Here is a 17930-nt window from a genome sequence, read left to right as displayed (position 1 = left end):
CGCGGCCTTTGCTGCGCGCGGCCTTTGCGTTGACGGTATGCAGAGCCGCTGGTAGCCTCGACCCCACGTGACCGCGTTGCGCGCCAAGGTCATCGAGGTCGACTTCCGCGCGCGCCGGCGTGTTCGCCGTGGGGTCGGCGTCGCGATCGACGCCATCGCCCGTCGCGCCTTCGGTGGCACCAACGACTATCTGGTCTTCTGGCGTCCGCCGGCCCGGCGCACGGCGGCCGAGTACCTCGGCGGGCGTTGGGACTGGGGCTGGACGTTGTTCGTGTGGACGAGCGACGAGGCGGTCGGTCCGGTGTGGAGCCAGCTGGTCTCGAGCCGCGGCTACGTCCCGCAACGTCTCGCGCGGGAGGCGTTCGTGAGCTTCCTGCGGCGGGCGTCCGACATCGGCGGGCTGCTGCTCGACGGCGAGCTCGAGAGCGGCGGCGAGGTCATCCGGGCGGAGCCCGAGCAGCTGATCTCCCGGGACGTGGCGCTGCACGCGCTGGGCGGGTAGTGGGGAGGGGTCGGGCAGGGGCCCGGCCGAGAGGGAAGACGGAGGGCGTGGGGATGAAGGCACGACGGGGTGTGGGAGCGCTGGTACTGATCCTCGCCGGGGCGTCGTTGGCGGCAGGCGCCCCGAAGACGAGCGCGCCGAAGGCCGCGGCCGCGTCGGCGGCACGCAACGAGCCGGTCGCCTACCTCGTCGTCGATGCCGACACCGGCGCCGTCCTGGCCGAGAAGGACGCCGACAAGTCGTGGCCGCCCGCGTCGATGACCAAGATGATGCCGGTCCTTCTGGCACTCGAGCGCGTGCGCGCCGGCCAGGCGTCGCTCGGCGACCCGGTCTCCGTGTCGGCGCGTTCGGAGGCGACCGGCGGCTCGCAGGTGTATCTGGCGCGGGGCGAGCAGTTCACGCTCGGCCAGATGCTCGAGGCGGTCATGGTGGCGTCGGCGAACGATGCGACCGTGGCGGTGGCCGAGCACCTCGCCGGCTCCAACGAGGCGATGGTCGAGCAGATGAACGCGCGCGCCCGCGCCCTCGGGCTCACCGGCACGCGCTTCGCGAGCGTCCACGGCCTGCCGCCCGAGCGCGGCCAGGAGCCCGACATGATGACGGCCCGCGACTTGGCGACGCTCGGCCGCGAGCTCATGAAGTTCCCCGAGGCGATGCGCTGGGCGGCCACGGACCAGACGACGTTCCGGAACGGCACCTTCGAGATGCGCAACACGAACCACCTCGTGCGCACCTACGACGGTATCACCGGGCTGAAGACCGGCTACATCGCGGCGTCGGGCTTCTCGGTGACGGCGAGCGCGAAGCGCGGTGATCTCGGCATCGTCGCCGTGGTGCTCGGTGCGCCCACGAAGAAGGCGTGCTTCGCGGAGGCGTCGCGGATCATGAGCGAGACGTTCGCGACCTGGCGGTCCGTCGTCGCCGCGCGGCGCGGCGTCGCGATCGGCACCGTGCCGGTGTCGAGCGGCAGCGCGACCACCGTCGACGCGCTGCCGGTGTCGGACCTGCGCGTGCTCGTGAAGCGGGCCGAGGACAAGGGCCTCGCGGTCGAGGCACGCATCCCACGGCTGGTGCAGGCGCCGGTGCAGCGCGAGCAGGCGATGGGCGAGGTCGTGGTCCGGCGCGGCGACCAGGTGCTGGGCCGCGTGCCCGTCGTCGCCGGCAGCACGGTCGCGTCGGCGGGCTGGCTCGCCTGGTTCTGGAACTGGGGCCTACCCAGCGCCGATGCGGCGCCCGCGGCCGCGACGACCGCGCAGCGGTAGAGCGCGGTCGGGGACGCGTGGCGTCCCCGACCGACGCGAAGCGGTTCAGTTCAGGAATGCGCCCGAGGGCGATGCCGGCAGGCAGCTCGAGCGCGGCGCCGGCTGCGCCTTGCAGATGTTGACGAGCTCCTTCTTGCAAGCCCGCTTGCACTTGCCCTTCTCCTTCTTCGTGCCCGTGCACTCCGCCTTGCAGGCCGAGATTTCGCTGCGGCAGAGCTTGGGGCACTTCGGGCCGCCCTTTGCCGGCGCGGGCGACACCATGAGCCCCAGGCTCAGCATGACGGCCGCCGCCGTCGCGAGAATCGTACGTCCGCTCACTGCTTTTTTCCTCCCTCCGGGCCGGCGACTCCCGCCGGCGCGCGGCACGCTCAATCCTCCCGGAATGGGCAAGTGTCAAGGAACACCGGCGGTTTGAGAGTCCCGAAAGCGGCCGCTAGCGTCGTCGCAGGGGTCGCTCGGGATGACGCGAATCCATCTCCGCTTCGCTCGCGCGGGAATGCACCTCGCGCGGGCGCTGACCGCAGCCGACGGCGCCGTCATGGCGGGCGTGGGCACGCGGCTCACGCCGTCGTTGCTGCGCGCCCTACGCGATCAGGACGTCGAGCGCGTGTGGGTGAGCGAGGACGCGGTCGCGCCCTGGGAGGTCGACGTCGATCTGGAGCAGGCGCTCGCCGACCTCGACGCGCGCTTCGCCCGCGAGGCCGGCGATCCGGTCCTCGCAGCCGTGCATACATGCTTGCGGAACCGCATGATCGCTCGCGAGCAGCGCCTGCGGGTGGAGGGCGACGCGTGATCGAGCCCGGCGCCCGCCTCGACGCCAAGGCGGTCCGCCGCCAGGTGGAGCGGTTGCGCGAGCTGCCGACGCTGCCGGCCGTGGTCGGGCGCATCGTCGAGCTGCTCGAGCGTCCCGACGCCGATCTCTCCGACGTGGCGGCGCTGATCGAGACCGACCAGGTCCTGACCGCGCACCTCCTGCGGCTCGCGAACACGGCCTTCTACGGCCTCTCGGGCACCGTCGGCACCGTGACCCAGGCGCTGACGGTGCTCGGCACGACGGTGACGCGGTCGCTCCTCTACGGCACGGCGGTGCTCGACCTGCGCATCGACCTCGCCGGCTTCTGGGAGCACTCGATCGGCACCGCCGTGGCCGCCGGCGCGCTCGCGAAGCATCTCGCGCTGAAGAAGCCCGAGGAGGTCTCGGGCGCCGGCCTGCTGCACGACATCGGCAAGGTCGTCCTCTACAAGCAGGCCCCCGAGGCGTTCGCCGCGGTACTGGCGCGCACGCGCGACGAGGGCCTCGCGTTCCGCGACGCCGAGCGGGCACTGCTCGGCGTCGACCACGCCGAGGTCGCCTCGTGGCTGCTGACGCGCTGGCGCTTCCCGCCGCGGCTCCTCGAGCCCATCGTCTGCCACCACCGCCCGACGCACGCGCGCGCGTTCCCGGTCGAGGCGGCCGTCGTCCACGTCGCCAACACCCTCGTGCGCGCGGTCGGCTACGGCTTCGGCGGCGACGGGCGCATTCCGCAGATCGCGCCCGAGGCGTGGCGACGGCTCGGGCTCTCGCCCGACGACCTCGACCAGGTGCTCGACGTCTTCGAGCGCGACCTCGGCGACGCTCAGGTCGCGCTGCACGGCTAGACCATGGCCGACGAGCCGCTCAAGCAGGCGTTGCGCGCGGCGAACGCCGAGCTGCTGCGCCGGCTCGAGGAGCTGTCGTTCGTGCGGCTCGTCGGCGACGCGCTCGCCGGCGAGGCGACGACCGCCGGCGTGGCGCGGGCGCTCGTCGAGCTGCTGCGTGCCGAGCTCGGCGTCGAGCTGGTCGCGCTGTGGGGGGTCGACGCGCTCGAGGGCGGCGTGCGACTCGCGGCGCGCTACGGCCCCGACGACGCCGCCCCGGCCGTGCCCGGCAACGGCCCGCTCGTCGCGTTCGCCGCGGCGGGCGCGCTCGGTCGTGCCGCGGCGGGCGAGCCGGTGGCGCCGCTCACGGGCGCCGAGCTGCCGGCGGGAGCGGAGGGCACCGGCGCGCTCGCGCTGCACCCGCTGCGTGCGCGCGGCCGCGTGCTCGCGGTGCTCGGCGTCGGCGCCCCGGACGGCGGCGACGATCCGGAGCGCGCCCGCCTCGTCGGCCTCGTCGCCCCGGTGGTCGGCCTGGCGCTCGAGAGCGCGGCGCTCACCGAGCGTCTCGCCAGCGAGAACCGCACGCTGCGCGCCGAGCTCGGCGACCGCTTCGGGCGCGCCGCCCTGATCGGGGTGAGCCCCGCGTTCCGGCGCCTGCTGTCCGCGGTCGAGCGGCTCGCCGAGGCCGACGTCACCGTCCTCGTCCTCGGCGAGAGCGGCACCGGCAAGGAGCTCGTCGCGCGCGCCCTCCATTGGGGCGGGCGGCGCGCCGAGGGGCCGTTCGTGGCGCTCAACTGCGCAGCCCTGCCCGAGTCGCTGCTCGAGAGCGAGCTCTTCGGCATCGAGCGGGGCGTGGCCACCGGCGTCGAGCGGCGGGTGGGCCTCGTCGAGCGTGCCAGCGGCGGGACGCTGTTCCTCGACGAGATCGGCGACATGACGCTCGCCGTGCAGGCGAAGCTCCTGCGGGTCCTGCAGGAGCGCGAGGTGACGCGGGTCGGCGGGGGGCGCCCGATCCCGGTCGACGTGCGCGTCGTCGCGGCGACGCATCGCGATCTCGAGGCGGAGGTGCGCGCGGGCCGCTTTCGCGAGGACCTCTACTTCCGCCTGAAGGTCGCGAGCCTGCGCGTCCCCGCGCTGCGCGAGCGCGCCGAGGACGTGCCGCTGCTCGCACAGCACTTCCTGGCGCGCTTCGCCGCCCGGCACGATCGTCCCGGCCTGCGCCTCGGACCCGACGCGCTCGCTGCGCTGGGACAGCGGGCGTGGGCGGGCAACGTGCGCGAGCTCGAGAACGCGATCGAGCAGGCCGTGGTCATGGCCGCAGGCCCGCTCCTCGACGCGGCGGATCTCGGATGCGAGACGCCTGCCGCGTCGCCGGGAGCGGAGCCCGAGTACCGGGCGGCGGTGCGCGCCGCCGTCGACGATACCGAGCGTGGGCTCATCGAGCGGGCGCTCGCCGAGTGCGGGCAGAATCGCACCCGTGCCGCGCGTCTCCTCGGCATCGGCCGTCGCACTCTCCTCTACAAGCTGAAGCGATACCGGCTCGGACCCGCCTGACGGCGGCGACGGGTGCGCGCCCGCCTGCGCACCGCTGCGGATCTGCGCACGGGCGTGCGCAGCGCGGCGACCGTCGCGAATCCGCCGTGTTGCGCCCGGCGCCCCGCCGGCGCTGCGCGTCGCCTTGCGCATCCGGCTCGGCAGCCGACGCGTGCCGGGCGGCAGAATCCGCCCGGCACGCGTCGTGCGAAGGAGATCCCGCATGGAGGTGCCGCGCCTGCTGCTGCCGTCGACGCGAGGCCGCTCGCTCGTCCCCGAGGTGGTGACGGCGCCGCGCCGCTTGCCGGCGCGCCGGGAGCTGGAGCCGGACCGGCGTCCGAATCACCACCTGCCGGCAACGCTCTACGGCACGACGCTGCCGCCGGTCGCGGGCGCGCTCGTCGACGTCTACGCCTGAGCGTCGACCAGGCCGGGGAGGGCGTCGAGACGCGCGATGCGGGCGACGCCGCCGCCGGCCGGCGGACCGGGCCCGACCAGCACCGCGCGCAGGCCCGCGGCCCGCGCCCCGGCGGCGTCCTCGCACGGGGCGTCGCCGACGTGCAGGACGTCGCCGGCCTCGACGCCGAGCGCCGCGCACGCGGCCGTGAAGATGCCCGCCGACGGCTTGGCCGAGCCTACCTCGGTGGAAGCCAGCACGCGCTCCACCGCCGCCGCCAGCCCGAGATCCGCGAGCACGCGGTGGAGGCGGGCGTCGAAGTTCGACACGACGGCCAGTCGCAGCCCGCGGGCGCGCAACGCCGCCAGCGTCGCCACGGCGCCGGGCAGGACGCGCCACGCGTCCCCGTGTGCGTAGTGCGCGAACAGCGCGGCGAAGGCCGGCTCGAAGCCGGGCTCCGCCGCGGCCGCCCCGAACGCGTGCGCGACGACGGCGCGCCACCAGGCGCGCTCGGCGGCGCGGCATGCCGTACCCGCGAGGCCGGGGAACGCCAGCGGAGGCGCGCCGGCGAAGGCGTCGCGGAAGCCGCGTTCGAGCAGGGTCGCCTCGGCGACGATGCCGTGCGCGGCCGCGACGCGCGCGTAGGTGACGCCGACCGGCTCGGCCGGTGCGATCAGCGTCCCGCCGGCGTCGAGCGTGACCGCGCGCAGCGGCACGTCACTGCGGCCGCGGGCGCGGCATCACGTGCAGCGCGGCGGTGAGGCGCGCGCCGTCGTCGTCGACGACGACGTAGCCGCCGTCGCGCAGTGCCCCGGCGTTGAGGACGAGGGTGTCGCCGACGCGGTCGACGCCGCGCCCCTCATGGATGTGCCCCACGACGGCGACGTCGGGCCGATGCGCCTCGATGAACGCGCGCACGGCCGGGCTGCCGACCGGGGTGCCGTTCACGAGCCGGTCGAGGGCGGTGTCGTACGGCGGCGTGTGGCAGATCATGAGCTGGCGTGGGGCATCGGCGACGGCCGCGCGGCCGCGGGCGAGGACGTCGTACAGCTCGTGCTCCTCGAGCTCGGTCGGGGTGTCCATGGGGGTGATGTTCGAGCCGCCGCAGCCGTAGACGCCGAGGTCGCCGAGCCGCCGCCCCTCGCCGTGGAGCGAGATGCCCCGGGCGCGGAACGCGTCGATCACCCAGGCCATGTCGAGGTTGCCGGTGACGGCCCAGACCGTGGGGCAGTGGGCGCGCATCGCGTCGACCACGCGCAGCGCCTCGTCGGGCTCGCCGAAGTGCGTCAGGTCGCCGGTGATGACGGCGACGTCGGCCTCGCGCAGCACGGGCCCGAGGCGCAGGATGGCCCGGAAGGCGAGGTGGATGTCGCCGCAGCAGACGATGCGCACGCCGTCGTGCCTAGCGAACGCACTTTTCCCTCGCAATCGGCGCCGGCCCTTTGGTACGACCCCGGCCGCATGCTCCGGGCCGTCTTCTTGCTTGCGGGGTGCGCGCTGCTCGGCGGCGGCGCCCGCGCGCAGACCATCCTCGATCTGCCGACGACGTCGCTCGTGCTCCAGGACGATCCCGGCGGCGTGCCGAAGGCGCGCTACGTGAAGGTGCGCTCGTCCACCAAGGTGTCGCAGGTGGCGCCCGGCGACGACCGCATCGTGCCGCCGGCCCCGGGCAGCGCCGGCGACCCGACGATCCACGGCGCGACGTTCACCATCTACAACGTCGCGGGCAACCCGCAGGTGCACACCGCGACCCTGCCGGCGGCGTACTGGCGCATCAACGGCAGCCCGTCGAACCACAAGGGCTGGCTGTTCAAGGACCCGACCACCGGCGACGGGCCGATCTTCCGCATCTACCTGAAGCCCGACAAGCTGTTCGTGATCGGCGGGCGCGCGCTCTGGGGCTACCGCCTCGATGCGACGCCGCAGGAGCGTGTCGCCTGGCGGCTCCAGCTCGGTGCCGCCGTCGTGCTGTGCGGCGAGGCGCCGGCGAAGACGCCTGCGGCGAAGTACGACAACCCGCGGAAGTTCTTCACGCCGCGCGCGCCCGCCCCGTTGCCTTGCACGCCGCTCCCCTGACCCGTCCCCGGCTCAGCCGAGGTGTCCGCGCAGGACGGGGGCGAGGAGCGCAGACACGTCGATCGCGTTGGTCGGGTGCGCGATGGTGTCGCAGGTGACGACGCGGCCGGCCCCCGCGTCGCGCAGGACGCGCTCGGCGTCGGCGGCGAACACGGCGTGCACGCCGATGCAGATGGGCGGCGGCAGCCCGGCGCCGCGCAGCTGGCGGACGGTCTCCGCCATCGTGGTCGCCGTCGAGATGATGTCGTCGACCAGCACCGGCGTGCGGTCGCGCCAACCGTCGATGCGCGGCACCGAGACGTCGACCGCGCGGTCGCCGTGGCGCACCTTGTCGAGCACCACGAACGGCGCATCCGCCGCGCTCGCGACGGCGCGCACCCACTGCGCGCTCTCGCCGTCCGGCCCGACGAGGAACGGTGCGCGCACCTCGCGCCGCAGCCAGGCCGCGATCGCAGGCGCCGCGGTGACGGCGGTCGCGGGCACGGCGTACACCTCGTCGAGCGAGCGATGCCGATGGAGGTGCGGGTCGACGGTGACGAGCCAGTCGATCGCGCTCGACAGCAGGCGGCCGACGTAGCGCGAGCTGACGCCCTCGCCGGAACGGAACCGCGCGTCCTGGCGCATGTAGGCGAGATAGGGCGCGACGAGGCCCACGCGCCGGGCCCCGAGGTCGCGCGCCGTCGCGGCGACGAGCAGCAGCGGCACGAGCCGGCGGTCCGGCTCGTGCAGCGAGCAGAGGAGGATCACCGACCGCCCGTCGGGCGCGGTGTCGAGCCGCACGTAGGTCTCGCCGTCGGGAAAGGCGCGCAGCGCGAGGCGGCCGATCTCGGCGCCGAGCGTCGCGGCGAGGTCGTTGCCGAGGTGCTCGCTGCCCGGGAGCACGAGGAGGAGGGGACGGGCGTCGTCGCTCACGGCGTCAGAACCGTGCCCACAGGAGGAGACGCTTGAAGGGAAAGAAGAAGGGACGCTCGTCAGGGAGGAGCGCCGTGAGGCGGGCGCGGTAGGCGGCGACGAAGTCGGTGAACAGGCCCGGGGGCAGGCGGCGCTCGTAGTCGGTGAGCAGCGTCCCGCGCGTCCACGTCACCACCTCGTCGCGCGACGCGAGGTGGTGGCCGTAGACCTGGAGGCGGACGTGCTGCCGCGCGGCGCCGAGGCGGTCGAGCAGGAGGGCGTAGTCCTCGGGGGGGAGCACGGCACGGATGCGCGGCGGTCCGACGAGCGCGTCGCGGAACGGCGGCGTGGCCGCGACGGCGGCGGCGGCGGTGTGCGACGGGTGGTCGAAGTTCGCCGGCATCTGCACGGCGAGCTGGCCCCCCGGCGCGAGCGCGGCACGCAGGCGTGCGAAGAGGGCCGGGTGGTCGGGGATCCACTGGAGCGCGGCGTTCGAGAAGACGACGTCCCAGCGGCCGGTGTCGGCGAACGCGCCGACGTCGCCCGCGCGGAAGCGCAGACCGTCGCCGGGATCGGCGGGCGCCTGCGCCAGCATGCGCGCGGAGGCGTCGATGCCGAGCGTCTCCGCGGCGTCCAGACGGCGATGCAGGTCGGCCGTCAGGTCGCCGGTGCCGCATCCGAGGTCGACCACGCGCAGCCCGGGGCGGACCGCGATCAGCGCCACGAGGTCGTCGTACGGCTCGCGCCGCTCGGCGCGGAACCGCTCGTAGCACTGCGGGTCCCAGGCATCCGTGCCCATCGCCGCTGGCCTAGCACTTCCGGCGGGGGCCGTGGTAGCTTCGGCCCCCGCCGTGGGGCAGGTCATCGCGTACGCGGACGTCGAGCGGCATCGCCGCCGCCGGCACAGCCGCCGATTGCATCTCCGCTGTCTCGCGATCCTCACCGCCTCGGTCACCGCCGCACGGCTCGCGCTGGCCGACTGCGCGCCGCGCGAGCAGGCGATCCGCAGCGCGCGGCTGCGCAAGCTCGAGGAGCTCGAGGAGTGGGCCAATGGAGGCCCGTCCTGATCACGGTTCCGGCGATGCGGCTGCGCCAGTTCGGTGTGCCGCTCTACCAGGCGATGCTCGGAGCGGCCGACGTCGACCGGCTCGTACGCTTCGAGGTGCTCGCCTACGACGCCGGCGGCCGGCCCGCGGCGAAGGCCGGCCCGCGCAGGGGCAGGGCGGCGGCGTCGCGGGTCAACTGGGAGCTGCTCGAGCGGCGCATCACCGAGAGCGGCGAGGCCTATCAGCGCCCGGTGATCCGCAAGAAGATCTCCGAGCTCGTCGACTACTACACGCTCTGCGCCGACACCGGGAACCTGCCCGCGATCGCCGGCGCCGTGCTGCTCGTCGCCGATCGGCGGCTCGAGTTTACGCCGAGCGGCAGCCAGCGTGTGCTCGGCCTCCTGCATATCCCGGCCGAGGAGGGCGCGCTGCGCGCGCTCGACGGCCAGCACCGGCTGCTGGCGTTGTCGCAGATGCTCGGCGACCCGCGCGCGAGCGACGTGCAGGTGCCGGCCATCGTGTTCGACAGCCTCGCCCCCGATCAGGTCGTCGAGCTCTTCGTCACGATCAACGCGAAGCACACGAAGCTGAACCCGTCGCACCTGATCAGCCTGTCCGGCCGGCGGCTCTATCCGGACAAGGCGTTGGCGGCGAGCCACGACATCATTCGTGCGCTGAACGAGCACGCCGACTCGCCGCTGCGCGGGGAGATCAAGCTCTTCGGCGTCGGCCGCGGCCGCGTCGCGCAGGCGCCGCTCGCGGAGGAGCTGAAGACCATCTTCGCCAACCTCGACGCCCTCGGCGGCGCGCAGTCGGCTCGCTTCCGCGACGCCGCGCCGCGCTTCTTCCTCAGCTACTTCAAGCAGATCGCGCAGGCGCTCCCGCGCGCGTGGGCGGGCCGCAAGTACAGCATCAAGACCGCCACCGCGCTGCGCGCGTTCCTCGCCGTCGTGCCGCAGGTGCTCGCCGCCATCCGCGCCGCGGGCGACGACGTGCTCGACGCGCGCGCCATCGGTCGCGCCATCGCGCCATGGGGCGACCTCGTCGGCGACGCGCGCTTCGAGACCGAAGGGGAGTGGCGCGCCAAGCTGGCCGGTGGTACCCGCGGCTCGGTCGACGTCCTCGTCCGCGAGCTGAAGAGCGCCCTGCGCTCCTGATCGCGCTCTCCCGCTCCGCCCGATGCCCGACGAAGCGCTCCTCTGGGACCTCACCGACTCGCCCTACTGTGCGAAGGCACGCATGTGCCTGCAGCTGAAGGGCGTGCCGTTCCGGCGCATGACGCTCACCCTGCGCGGCCTGCGCACGCTCCGCGGCCTGAACCCGGCGGCGAAGGTGCCGGTCCTGGTGCACGGCACGCAGACCGTGGCGGACTCGACGGCGATCGCGCACTATCTCGAGACGCTCGTCCCCGAGCCGGCGCTGCGGCTCCACGATCCTGCCGCGCGCGCCTACGGCGACCTGCTGGAGGATTGGGCCGACGAGTCGCTGGGCTTCGTCGTCGGCGGGCTCAAGTGGCTCAACCCGGAGAACCGCGAGCGCGCCATCGCGCGCACGATGAGCGAGCTCGCGCCCGGGCCGCTCCAGGGGGTGATGGGCCGTCTGGTCGCGTCGCGTATCGCGCGTCGTTACCACGGTCAGGGATTCCGCGGCGCGGACGGCGTGACGTCTCTCCAGGATCGCCTGCGTGCGGGGCTCGCGTCGCTCGACGGGCTGCTCGAAGGTCGCGCGTTCCTCGTCGGGCGCGCGCCGACGCTGGCCGACGTCGCGGTGTTCGCCCAGGTTTCGTGGCTGCGGAACTACGCCGAGGCTCGTCTGCTGGGCGACGCGCCGGCGGTGCAGCGCTGGTGCGAGCGGCTCGACGGCGTCCCGGCGATCGCCGCGGCGCTCTCGGCTTGACCCGTTCCCGGTCGGGTGCGAGAAGCCGCCGCATGCCCAGCTTCGTGAAGGCCTGTGCCGCCGCCGACATCGCCCCCGGCACGGGCAAGACGGTGACGCTCGACGGCAAGGAGATCGCGATCTTCAACTGCGACGGCACCTTCCGCGCCGTCGACAACGAGTGCCCGCATCGCGGCGGGCCGCTCGCCGAAGGCGAGCTCGAAGGCTGCCTCGTCACCTGCCCGTGGCACGCGTGGCAGTTCGACCTCACCACCGGCGAGAGCGTCACCGACGACACGAAGGTCTCCTGCTACCCCTGCCGCGTCGACGGCGCCGACGTCCTCGTCGAGGTCTGACCCTAGCCGCGCGGCGTGCGGAAGCTCGGCTTGCGCCGCTCGAGGAACGCACGGCGACCCTCGTCGGCCTCGGGGGTCCGATAGTAGAGCTCGAGCGCCGCGAAGCCGAGCTCGGTGATGCCGGCGATGTGCTCGGTGTCGGCGTTGAACGACTGCTTCGCGAGCTTCAGCGCCGTCGGGCTCTTCTCGAGCAGCTCGCGCGCCCAGCGCTCGGTCTCGGCGCGCAGCTCCGCGGCCGGCACGACGGCGTTGACGAGGCCCATCGCGAGCGCCTCCGCCGCCGTGTACTGGCGGCACAGGTACCACATCTCGCGCGCCTTCTTCTCGCCCACGACGCGCGCGAGATAGGCGGTGCCGAACCCCGGGTCGACCGAGCCGACGCGCGGGCCGACCTGGCCGAAGCGCGCGGTGTCGGCGGCGATGGAGAGGTCGCACAGCACGTGCAGGACGTGGCCGCCGCCGATGGCGTAGCCGTTCACCATCGCGATCACCGGCTTCGGGATGGCGCGGATCACGCCGTGCAGGCCGTGCACGTCGAGGCCGATGCCGGCGCCGGTGCCGTAGCCGTCGCTGCCGCGCTCGGATTGGTCGCCGCCGGACGAGAACGCGCGCTCGCCGGCGCCGGTCAGCACGACCACGCCGACGGCCGGATCGTGCCAGGCGGCGCGGAAGGCGTGGATCAGCTCGTCCACGGTGCGGGCGCGGAAGGCGTTCAGCACGTCGGGACGGTCGATCGTGATCCAGGCGATGCCGTCGGTCGTCTCGGAGCGGATGTCGGTGTACGGCGTCATGCCGCGCCTGTCCCGCGGCGCTCCGGCTCTTGTCAAGCCGGCGCGCACGGCGCACGCTCGGCCCGCGATGCACGAGACGCCGCTCCACGCCCACCTCGCCGCCCGCGGCGCCGTCCATCACGACGACCGCGGCGTGCTGCTGCCGCGCGACTTCGGCGACGCCGCGGCGGAGTACCGCGCGCTGCGCGCGGGTGCCGCCGTCGTCGACCTCGGCTTCCGCACCCTCGTCGACGCCACCGGGCCGGACGCGACGTCGTTCCTCCAGGGCATGCTGACGAACGACGTGGCGCGGCTCGTGCCGGGGGAGGGGGGCCCGGCGCTGCTGCTGACGATCCAGGGGCGCGTCACGGCCGACGTGCGCGTCGCGGCGCTCGCCGATCGCCTGCGGCTCGACGTCGACCGCCGCGTCGAGGCCGACTTCCGGGCCGCGCTCGAGGCGCTCATCATTGCCGACGACGTCGAGCTGGTCACGCCCGAGCCGGCGGTGGCGCTGCTCGGCCTCGAGGGCCCGGCGGCGGCGTCGCTCGTCGATGCCACGGCGCTCGCGCCGTTCGCGCACGCTGCGCGCGAGATCGGCGGCGTGTCGGTGCGCGTCGTGCGCGCCGGTGAGCTCGACGGCGCCAGCGTCACGCTGCACGTGCCGGCGGGTGCGGCGGCGCGGGTGTGGGACGTGCTCGTCGCCGCCGGCGCGCAGCCGTGCGGGATGGCGGCGCTGGAAGGCCGCCGCGTCGAGCTCGGCGTGCCGCGCGTCTGCCTCGACATGGGCGCGAAGACGCTGTCGCTCGAGGTGCCCGTCGGCGCCGCGGTGAGCATGACCAAGGGCTGCTATCTCGGCCAGGAGGTGGTGGCGCGCGGGACCGCACGCGGGCACGTCAACCGGCGCCTCTGCGCGCTGCGGCTCGCGGGGCCGGTGCCGCCCGCCGGCACGGCGCTCCTGCGCGACGGCAAGGAGGTCGGCCAGCTGACGACGGTGGCGCACGCGTTCGGCCTGGATGCGCCGGCGGCGCTCGGCTTCGTCCGCCGCGAATGCTGGGATCCGGGCACGGAGCTGGCCGTCCCGCACGGGCACGCCATGGCGATGGCGACCGTCACCGAGGTCCCGCTCGCCTGAGCCGGTGGCGCTGATCCTCGAGAACGCGCGCGTGCGCACGCTCGATCCGCGCCAGCCGCCGGCGAGCGCGGTCGGCGTGGCGTCGGGCCGCGTGCGCGCGATCGGGAATCGCGCCGAGGTCGTGCGGGCGCTCGGTGCGCGTGCCGAGCACATCGACTGCGGCGGCGGGGTGCTCCTTCCCGGCCTCGTCGATCCGCACCTGCACCTGCTCGCGCTGGCGGTGCGCGACGCGCACCTCGATCTCGGCGCGTGCGACTCGCCCGCGGCGGTGCTGCGTGCGGTGCGCGCGCACGCCCGGGCGCTGCCGCGCGGGGCCTGGGTGCGGGCGGAGGGCCTCGACGAAGCGCGCACGGGGAGGCTGCCGCGTGCGGACGAGCTCGCCGCCGTCGCGGGCGGCCGGCCGGTGCGGCTGCGGCATCGCAGCCGGCACGCGTCGGTGCTGTGCGCGCGTGCCCTGGGGCGGCTGCCGGCCGGCGTCCCGCCGGCGGCCGACGGGCTCGTCGTCGGCCACGAGCCGGCGCTCTCGCATCTGGTGGGCCCGCTGCCCGACGCCGTGCTCGCCGCCGGTCTCGACGCGGCGGTGCGGCGTCTCCTCGCGCTGGGCGTCACCACCGTCGCCGACGCGACGCCGCGCACGCGTGCCGGACTCGCCCCGCTGACGGCGGCGGCGCGCGCCGGCCGGCTCGCGGTGCGCGTCCACGCGATGCGTGCGGGGCCGGCGTCGTGGACGCCGACGGCCACGCTCGTGCCCGGGCCGGTGAAGCTGCTCGTCGAGGAGGATGCGGCGGGCCTGCGGCCCGACCCGGCGACGCTCGCACGGCGCATCGCCCGGGCGGTCGCGGGCGGGGCGCAGGTGGCGGTGCACTGCACCACGGCATCGATGCTGGTCGCCGCGCTGGCGGGCTTCGCCGCGCTGCCGGTACGGCTGCGTCGCGGCCACCGCCATCGTATCGAGCACTGCGGCGAGTGCCCGCCGCCGCTCGTCGCCGCGCTCGCGGGGCTCGGACTCGTCGTCGTGACCAATCCCGCGTTCGTCGCGCTGCGCGGCGACGCATATCGCGCCGAGCATCCGCGCGCGGCCTGGCCGTGGCTGTACCGCGCACGCTCGCTGCTCGCGGCCGGGGTGCCGCTCGCCGGCGCCTCGGACGCACCCGTCGCGCCGCCCGATCCGTGGCGCGCGATGGCACGGCACGCACGCGGCGCACGCCGTCCGGCGTCGTGCTCGGCCCGGGCGAGCGCCTGTCCGCGGCGGCGGCGCTCGGACTCTTCACGGGCGGTGCGGCCTTCGCGCTGCGCGACGACGCGCGCGGGCGCCTCGCCGTCGGCGGGCCGGCCGACCTCGTCGTCGTCGCGCCCGATCCGCTGCGGGCGCCGCCCGACGAGGTGGCGGAGACGCGCGTGCGGCTCACGGTCGTCGGCGGGAAGGTCGCATGGGCGACGTGAGGCCGTTCGCCACCCTGGTCTACGAGAAGCGCGGCGCCGTCGCCGTCGTGACGCTCGATCGTCCCGAGTGCCTCAACGCCTACGGCGTGGCGATGCGCGACGACCTCTTCGCGGTGCTGGGCGCGATCGACGACGATCCCGAGGTGCGGGCGATGGTGCTGCGCGGCAACGGGCCGGCGTTCTCCACCGGCGGCGACCTGCGCGAGTTCGGCGCGGCGCCGTCGCCCGTGATCGCCCGCCGCGTGCGCTTCCAGCGCGACGTCTGGGGACGCCTCCTCGGGCTGCGTGCGGCGACGGTCGCGGCGGTGCACGGCTGGACCGTCGGCGGCGGGCTCGAGATGGCGCTCCTGTGCGACCTCTGTGTCGCGGCGTCGGACACCCGGCTCGGCCTGCCCGAGACCGGGGTGGGGATGATCCCGGGCGTGGCCGGGACGCAGACGCTGCCCAGGCGCGTCGGCGTCGGCCGCGCCCTCGCCATGACGCTGTGCCCCGGTTGGACGCCGGCACGCGACGCGTTGCGGCTCGGTCTCGTGAATCGCGTCGTGCCGCGGGCACGCCTCGACACGGCGGCGCTGGCCCTGGCACGCCGGCTGGCGGCGCTCGACCCCGCGTTGGTGGCGGCCGTGCGACGCTGCGTGCGCGCCGCCCACGACCTGCCGCTCGCCGACGGCGTCGCGCTTGAGCGCCGGATCGCGGCCGGGCTAAGAACGCCGCGATGAACACCGTGAGCTTCCTCGCGATTCCGGCGGGGATCGTGCCGGAGCAGGAAGCGGTCGTCTTCGAGGAGCAGCGCCTCAGCTACGACGCCGCCATGGCGCGTGTCCGCCGCCTCGCGGGTGCGCTCGAGCGGCTGGGCGTCGGCCGCGGCACCCGTGTCGCGGCGTTGCACACGAACTCGCACCGCTACGTCGAGGCCTACTACGCCACCGCCATGCTGGGCGGCGTCTTCATCCCGGTGAACTACCGCGCGAAGGAGCACGAGCTCGAGCACATGCTGCGCGCGGGCGAGGCGAGCGTGCTCTTCGTCGGCGACCGCTATCGCGAGGCGGTCGATCGCCTGCGGCCGGGGCTGCCGGCCCTGACCACGCTGATCGGCTTCGAGAGCCCGCAGGACGGCGTCGGCGCGTACGAGGAGCTGCTCGCCGGGGCGGCCGAGCGCGAGGTCGAGGAGGACGTCGACGACGAGGACGTCACGATCCTCATGTTCACGAGCGGCACGACGTCGTTGCCGAAGGGCGTCATGCTGCGCTTCGGCGACTTCTCGGCCTACGTCACCGCCAACGTCGAGCTCGCCGACGGCACGCCGCGTGGGGCGGCGCTCTTGTGCGCGCCGCTCTACCACATCGCCGGCGCGACCAACATGATGACCACGTTGTGGACGGGCCGCCGCCTGGTCGTCATGCCGCAGTTCGAGGCGGGGCGATGGCTCGAGCTGGTCGAGCGCGAGCGCATCACGCACGCGTTCGTCGTGCCGACGATGATGAAGCACCTCCTCGACCACCCCGATTTCGCACGGCGCGACCTCTCGAGCCTCGAGGTGCTGTCGTACGGCGGCGCCCCGATGCCGTTCCCGGTGATCCGCCGCGCCGTCGAGCAGTTTCCGACCGGGGTCGGCTTCGTGAACGCGTTCGGCCAGACCGAAACCACGTCGACGCTCACGATCCTCGGCCCCGACGACCACCGGCTCGACGGCAGCGCGGAGGAGCAGGAGCGCAACCTGCGCCGCCTGCGCTCCATCGGCAAACCGTTGCCCGACGTCGAGGTGCGGATCGTCGGCGATGCCGGCGAGGAGCTGCCGCAGGGCGAGGTCGGCGAGATCCACGTCCGCACCGGCCGCGCGATGAAGGGCTACGCCGGCGGCGAGTCGCCGTTCACCGACGACGGCTGGCTGCCGACGCGCGACATGGGCTGGATGGACGCGGACGGCTACCTGTACGTCGCCGGCCGCAAGGACGACATGATCATCCGCGGCGGCGAGAACATCGCGCCGGCCGAGGTGGAGGCGGTCGTCGGCTCGCATCCCGCGGTCGAGGAGGTCGCGGTGCTGGGGGCGCCGGACGTCGAGTGGGGGCAGCGGGTCGCGGCGTTCGTGGTGCTGCGGCCCGGTGCGGCCTGCAGCGCCGACGAGCTGGGTGAGTGGTGCCGGCAGCGGCTCTCGACTTTCAAGAAGCCCGAGGTCGTGCGCTTCGTGCCCGAGCTGCCGAAGAACCCGATGGGCAAGATCCTGCGCCGCGATCTGCGCCAGCAGCTCGAGGGCTGATGCCGCGGGCGCGCGGGCCGGCCGTGCGCGTCGGCGTCGCGGGCGGCGTGGCGCGCATCACCCTGCCGGCCGACGGTGGGATCTTCGCCGCGCCGGACGCGTTGGTCGATGCCTGGGAGGCGCTCGGTGACGACGCGCGCATCCGGGTGCTGGTCCTGGACGGGGCGGTCGGGGCATTCGCGGCGCCGCGCTCGGACGCGCCGACGTCGCCCGCGGTGCAGGCGGTGGCGACGACGGGCCTGCCGGTGCTCGCATGCCTCGACGGCGACGTCTCGGGACTCGGCCTCGCGCTGGCGCTGGCGTGCGATCTGCGGCTCGCCACGCCGCCGACGCGGCTCGGGCTCGCCGAGATCGCCGGCGGGCGTTTGCCGGGCGGTGGCGTCACGCAGCGGCTACCGCGTCTGGTGGGGCCTGCGCGTGCGCTCGAGATGATCCTGCTCGGACGGTCGCTCCCGGCGCGGACGGCGCTCGCCTGGGGCCTCGTGCACCGCGTGGTGCCCCGGGTGCGGCTGCGCGCCGCCGCCACCGCGCTGGCGCGCGAGCTCGCGGCACGTGGGCCGCTCGCGATGCGCTACGGCAAGGAGGCCGTGCTGCGGGCGCTCGACCTGCCGCTCGCGGACGGCATCGCCCTCGAGCACGATCTCTACGTCCTGCTGCAGACGACCGCCGACCGCCGCGAGGGCGTGCGCGCGTTCCTGGCCAGACGGCCACCGCGCTTTCGCGGCCGGTGACCCCGCGCTGCCGGCCGGCGCGCGCCCCCGCTCGCCGTC

At 74.9% G+C, this 17930-nt stretch carries 23 protein-coding genes; 16 read left to right on the top strand and 7 right to left on the bottom strand.

What is annotated here, in order from left to right; all coding sequences use genetic code 11:
• Positions 1 to 67 precede the first annotated feature (67 nt).
• Together KIT14_20570 and KIT14_20565 are read left to right on the top strand one after the other, a co-directional pair.
• On the top strand, positions 68 to 502 hold the full coding sequence (locus tag KIT14_20570; protein ID MCW5892915.1) for a hypothetical protein: 435 nt from the start codon (positions 68 to 70) through the stop codon (positions 500 to 502).
• 53 nt (positions 503 to 555) lie between these two features.
• A complete protein-coding gene (locus KIT14_20565; protein ID MCW5892914.1) occupies positions 556 to 1764 on the top strand; it encodes a D-alanyl-D-alanine carboxypeptidase in 1209 nt (402 codons plus the stop codon).
• A gap of 45 nt (positions 1765 to 1809) precedes the next feature.
• On the opposite strand, the gene KIT14_20560 is transcribed toward KIT14_20565, so the two are convergent.
• Positions 1810 to 2082, bottom strand: coding sequence for a hypothetical protein (locus tag KIT14_20560; GenBank protein MCW5892913.1), 273 nt, complete (start codon positions 2080 to 2082; stop codon positions 1810 to 1812).
• Between the two features lie 178 nt (positions 2083 to 2260).
• Here KIT14_20560 and KIT14_20555 point away from each other — a divergent pair, with 178 nt between their 5' ends.
• The 4 genes from KIT14_20555 (at position 2261) to KIT14_20540 (ending at position 5332) form a co-directional block, all read left to right on the top strand.
• Positions 2261 to 2557 carry a hypothetical protein gene (locus KIT14_20555; protein ID MCW5892912.1) on the top strand — a complete coding sequence of 99 codons (297 nt, stop codon included), beginning with the start codon at positions 2261 to 2263 and terminating at the stop codon, positions 2555 to 2557.
• Complete coding sequence (locus KIT14_20550) at positions 2554 to 3402, top strand: HDOD domain-containing protein (GenBank protein ID MCW5892911.1); 849 nt, start codon at positions 2554 to 2556, stop codon at positions 3400 to 3402. Before KIT14_20555 ends, KIT14_20550 begins: the two co-directional genes overlap by 4 nt.
• A 3-nt stretch (positions 3403 to 3405) precedes the next feature.
• A complete protein-coding gene (locus tag KIT14_20545) occupies positions 3406 to 4935 on the top strand; it encodes a sigma-54-dependent Fis family transcriptional regulator (GenBank protein MCW5892910.1) in 1530 nt (509 codons plus the stop codon).
• A 202-nt stretch (positions 4936 to 5137) separates the two neighbouring features.
• Complete coding sequence (locus tag KIT14_20540; GenBank protein MCW5892909.1) at positions 5138 to 5332, top strand: hypothetical protein; 195 nt, start codon at positions 5138 to 5140, stop codon at positions 5330 to 5332.
• Here the strand turns inward: KIT14_20540 and KIT14_20535 are convergent.
• On the bottom strand, positions 5323 to 6027 hold the full coding sequence (locus KIT14_20535; protein ID MCW5892908.1) for an HAD-IA family hydrolase: 705 nt from the start codon (positions 6025 to 6027) through the stop codon (positions 5323 to 5325). The two genes, KIT14_20540 and KIT14_20535, sit on opposite strands and share 10 nt — an antisense overlap.
• Position 6028: 1 nt before the next feature.
• Complete coding sequence (locus KIT14_20530) at positions 6029 to 6703, bottom strand: metallophosphoesterase family protein (GenBank protein MCW5892907.1); 675 nt, start codon at positions 6701 to 6703, stop codon at positions 6029 to 6031.
• Between the two features lie 69 nt (positions 6704 to 6772).
• Here KIT14_20530 and KIT14_20525 point away from each other — a divergent pair, with 69 nt between their 5' ends.
• Positions 6773 to 7387, top strand: coding sequence for a hypothetical protein (locus KIT14_20525; GenBank protein MCW5892906.1), 615 nt, complete (start codon positions 6773 to 6775; stop codon positions 7385 to 7387).
• Positions 7388 to 7399: 12 nt separating this feature from the next.
• On the opposite strand, the gene KIT14_20520 is transcribed toward KIT14_20525, so the two are convergent.
• The gene (locus tag KIT14_20520; protein ID MCW5892905.1) at positions 7400 to 8299 is read right to left on the bottom strand and encodes a ribose-phosphate pyrophosphokinase; all 900 of its coding nucleotides are present in this window, start codon (positions 8297 to 8299) and stop codon (positions 7400 to 7402) included.
• A gap of 4 nt (positions 8300 to 8303) precedes the next feature.
• Positions 8304 to 9077: a methyltransferase domain-containing protein gene (locus KIT14_20515; protein MCW5892904.1), complete on the bottom strand. Its 774-nt coding sequence runs from the start codon at positions 9075 to 9077 to the stop codon at positions 8304 to 8306.
• Between the two features lie 52 nt (positions 9078 to 9129).
• Here KIT14_20515 and KIT14_20510 point away from each other — a divergent pair, with 52 nt between their 5' ends.
• From KIT14_20510 to KIT14_20495, 4 genes are read left to right on the top strand one after another with little or no spacing between them, the layout of a single operon-like run.
• A complete protein-coding gene (locus KIT14_20510; protein ID MCW5892903.1) occupies positions 9130 to 9345 on the top strand; it encodes a hypothetical protein in 216 nt (71 codons plus the stop codon).
• Between the two features lie 14 nt (positions 9346 to 9359).
• Positions 9360 to 10481: a DGQHR domain-containing protein gene (locus tag KIT14_20505; protein ID MCW5892902.1), complete on the top strand. Its 1122-nt coding sequence runs from the start codon at positions 9360 to 9362 to the stop codon at positions 10479 to 10481.
• 22 nt (positions 10482 to 10503) lie between these two features.
• The gene (locus KIT14_20500; GenBank protein ID MCW5892901.1) at positions 10504 to 11220 is read left to right on the top strand and encodes a glutathione S-transferase family protein; all 717 of its coding nucleotides are present in this window, start codon (positions 10504 to 10506) and stop codon (positions 11218 to 11220) included.
• 32 nt (positions 11221 to 11252) lie between these two features.
• Positions 11253 to 11555: a Rieske 2Fe-2S domain-containing protein gene (locus tag KIT14_20495; GenBank protein ID MCW5892900.1), complete on the top strand. Its 303-nt coding sequence runs from the start codon at positions 11253 to 11255 to the stop codon at positions 11553 to 11555.
• Between the two features lie 2 nt (positions 11556 to 11557).
• Here KIT14_20495 and KIT14_20490 read toward each other — a convergent pair whose 3' ends face one another.
• The gene (locus KIT14_20490) at positions 11558 to 12346 is read right to left on the bottom strand and encodes an enoyl-CoA hydratase/isomerase family protein (GenBank protein ID MCW5892899.1); all 789 of its coding nucleotides are present in this window, start codon (positions 12344 to 12346) and stop codon (positions 11558 to 11560) included.
• Positions 12347 to 12413: 67 nt separating this feature from the next.
• Here KIT14_20490 and KIT14_20485 point away from each other — a divergent pair, with 67 nt between their 5' ends.
• Positions 12414 to 13457, top strand: coding sequence for a folate-binding protein YgfZ (locus KIT14_20485; protein MCW5892898.1), 1044 nt, complete (start codon positions 12414 to 12416; stop codon positions 13455 to 13457).
• On the opposite strand, the gene KIT14_20480 is transcribed toward KIT14_20485, so the two are convergent.
• Complete coding sequence (locus KIT14_20480; protein MCW5892897.1) at positions 13435 to 14157, bottom strand: hypothetical protein; 723 nt, start codon at positions 14155 to 14157, stop codon at positions 13435 to 13437. The genes KIT14_20485 and KIT14_20480 overlap by 23 nt on opposite strands.
• A 470-nt stretch (positions 14158 to 14627) precedes the next feature.
• Between KIT14_20480 and KIT14_20475 the strand changes: the two genes are divergently transcribed.
• Genes KIT14_20475 through KIT14_20460 form a run of 4 tightly spaced genes read left to right on the top strand, consistent with a single transcriptional unit; the run spans position 14628 to position 17891 of the window.
• Complete coding sequence (locus tag KIT14_20475; GenBank protein ID MCW5892896.1) at positions 14628 to 14900, top strand: amidohydrolase family protein; 273 nt, start codon at positions 14628 to 14630, stop codon at positions 14898 to 14900.
• Positions 14888 to 15619, top strand: a complete 732-nt coding sequence (locus tag KIT14_20470; GenBank protein MCW5892895.1) for an enoyl-CoA hydratase/isomerase family protein — start codon at positions 14888 to 14890, stop codon at positions 15617 to 15619. The genes KIT14_20475 and KIT14_20470 overlap by 13 nt, the downstream gene beginning before the upstream one ends.
• On the top strand, positions 15616 to 17160 hold the full coding sequence (locus KIT14_20465; protein MCW5892894.1) for an AMP-binding protein: 1545 nt from the start codon (positions 15616 to 15618) through the stop codon (positions 17158 to 17160). Before KIT14_20470 ends, KIT14_20465 begins: the two co-directional genes overlap by 4 nt.
• The gene (locus KIT14_20460; protein ID MCW5892893.1) at positions 17160 to 17891 is read left to right on the top strand and encodes an enoyl-CoA hydratase/isomerase family protein; all 732 of its coding nucleotides are present in this window, start codon (positions 17160 to 17162) and stop codon (positions 17889 to 17891) included. The genes KIT14_20465 and KIT14_20460 overlap by 1 nt, the downstream gene beginning before the upstream one ends.
• The last annotated feature ends 39 nt before the right edge of the window (positions 17892 to 17930 follow it).

It is taken from the genome of bacterium (assembly GCA_026129405.1).
GTDB lineage: Bacteria > Desulfobacterota > Binatia > DP-6 > DP-6 > JAHCID01.
This window is presented reverse-complemented; position numbering and strand designations above follow the sequence as displayed.

Excerpts from the sequence above, each read along its gene's own strand:
- KIT14_20565 (MCW5892914.1), top strand. The coding sequence starts at position 556 with ATGAAGGCACGACGGGGTGTGGGAGCGCTGGTACTGATCCTCGCCGGG.
- KIT14_20555 (MCW5892912.1), top strand. The coding sequence starts at position 2,261 with ATGCACCTCGCGCGGGCGCTGACCGCAGCCGACGGCGCCGTCATGGCG.
- KIT14_20545 (MCW5892910.1), top strand. The coding sequence starts at position 3,406 with ATGGCCGACGAGCCGCTCAAGCAGGCGTTGCGCGCGGCGAACGCCGAG.
- KIT14_20540 (MCW5892909.1), top strand. The coding sequence starts at position 5,138 with ATGGAGGTGCCGCGCCTGCTGCTGCCGTCGACGCGAGGCCGCTCGCTC.
- KIT14_20525 (MCW5892906.1), top strand. The coding sequence starts at position 6,773 with ATGCTCCGGGCCGTCTTCTTGCTTGCGGGGTGCGCGCTGCTCGGCGGC.
- KIT14_20515 (MCW5892904.1), bottom strand. The coding sequence starts at position 9,077 with ATGGGCACGGATGCCTGGGACCCGCAGTGCTACGAGCGGTTCCGCGCC.
- KIT14_20505 (MCW5892902.1), top strand. The coding sequence starts at position 9,360 with ATGCGGCTGCGCCAGTTCGGTGTGCCGCTCTACCAGGCGATGCTCGGA.
- KIT14_20500 (MCW5892901.1), top strand. The coding sequence starts at position 10,504 with ATGCCCGACGAAGCGCTCCTCTGGGACCTCACCGACTCGCCCTACTGT.
- KIT14_20495 (MCW5892900.1), top strand. The coding sequence starts at position 11,253 with ATGCCCAGCTTCGTGAAGGCCTGTGCCGCCGCCGACATCGCCCCCGGC.
- KIT14_20490 (MCW5892899.1), bottom strand. The coding sequence starts at position 12,346 with ATGACGCCGTACACCGACATCCGCTCCGAGACGACCGACGGCATCGCC.
- KIT14_20485 (MCW5892898.1), top strand. The coding sequence starts at position 12,414 with ATGCACGAGACGCCGCTCCACGCCCACCTCGCCGCCCGCGGCGCCGTC.
- KIT14_20470 (MCW5892895.1), top strand. The coding sequence starts at position 14,888 with ATGGGCGACGTGAGGCCGTTCGCCACCCTGGTCTACGAGAAGCGCGGC.
- KIT14_20465 (MCW5892894.1), top strand. The coding sequence starts at position 15,616 with ATGAACACCGTGAGCTTCCTCGCGATTCCGGCGGGGATCGTGCCGGAG.
- KIT14_20460 (MCW5892893.1), top strand. The coding sequence starts at position 17,160 with ATGCCGCGGGCGCGCGGGCCGGCCGTGCGCGTCGGCGTCGCGGGCGGC.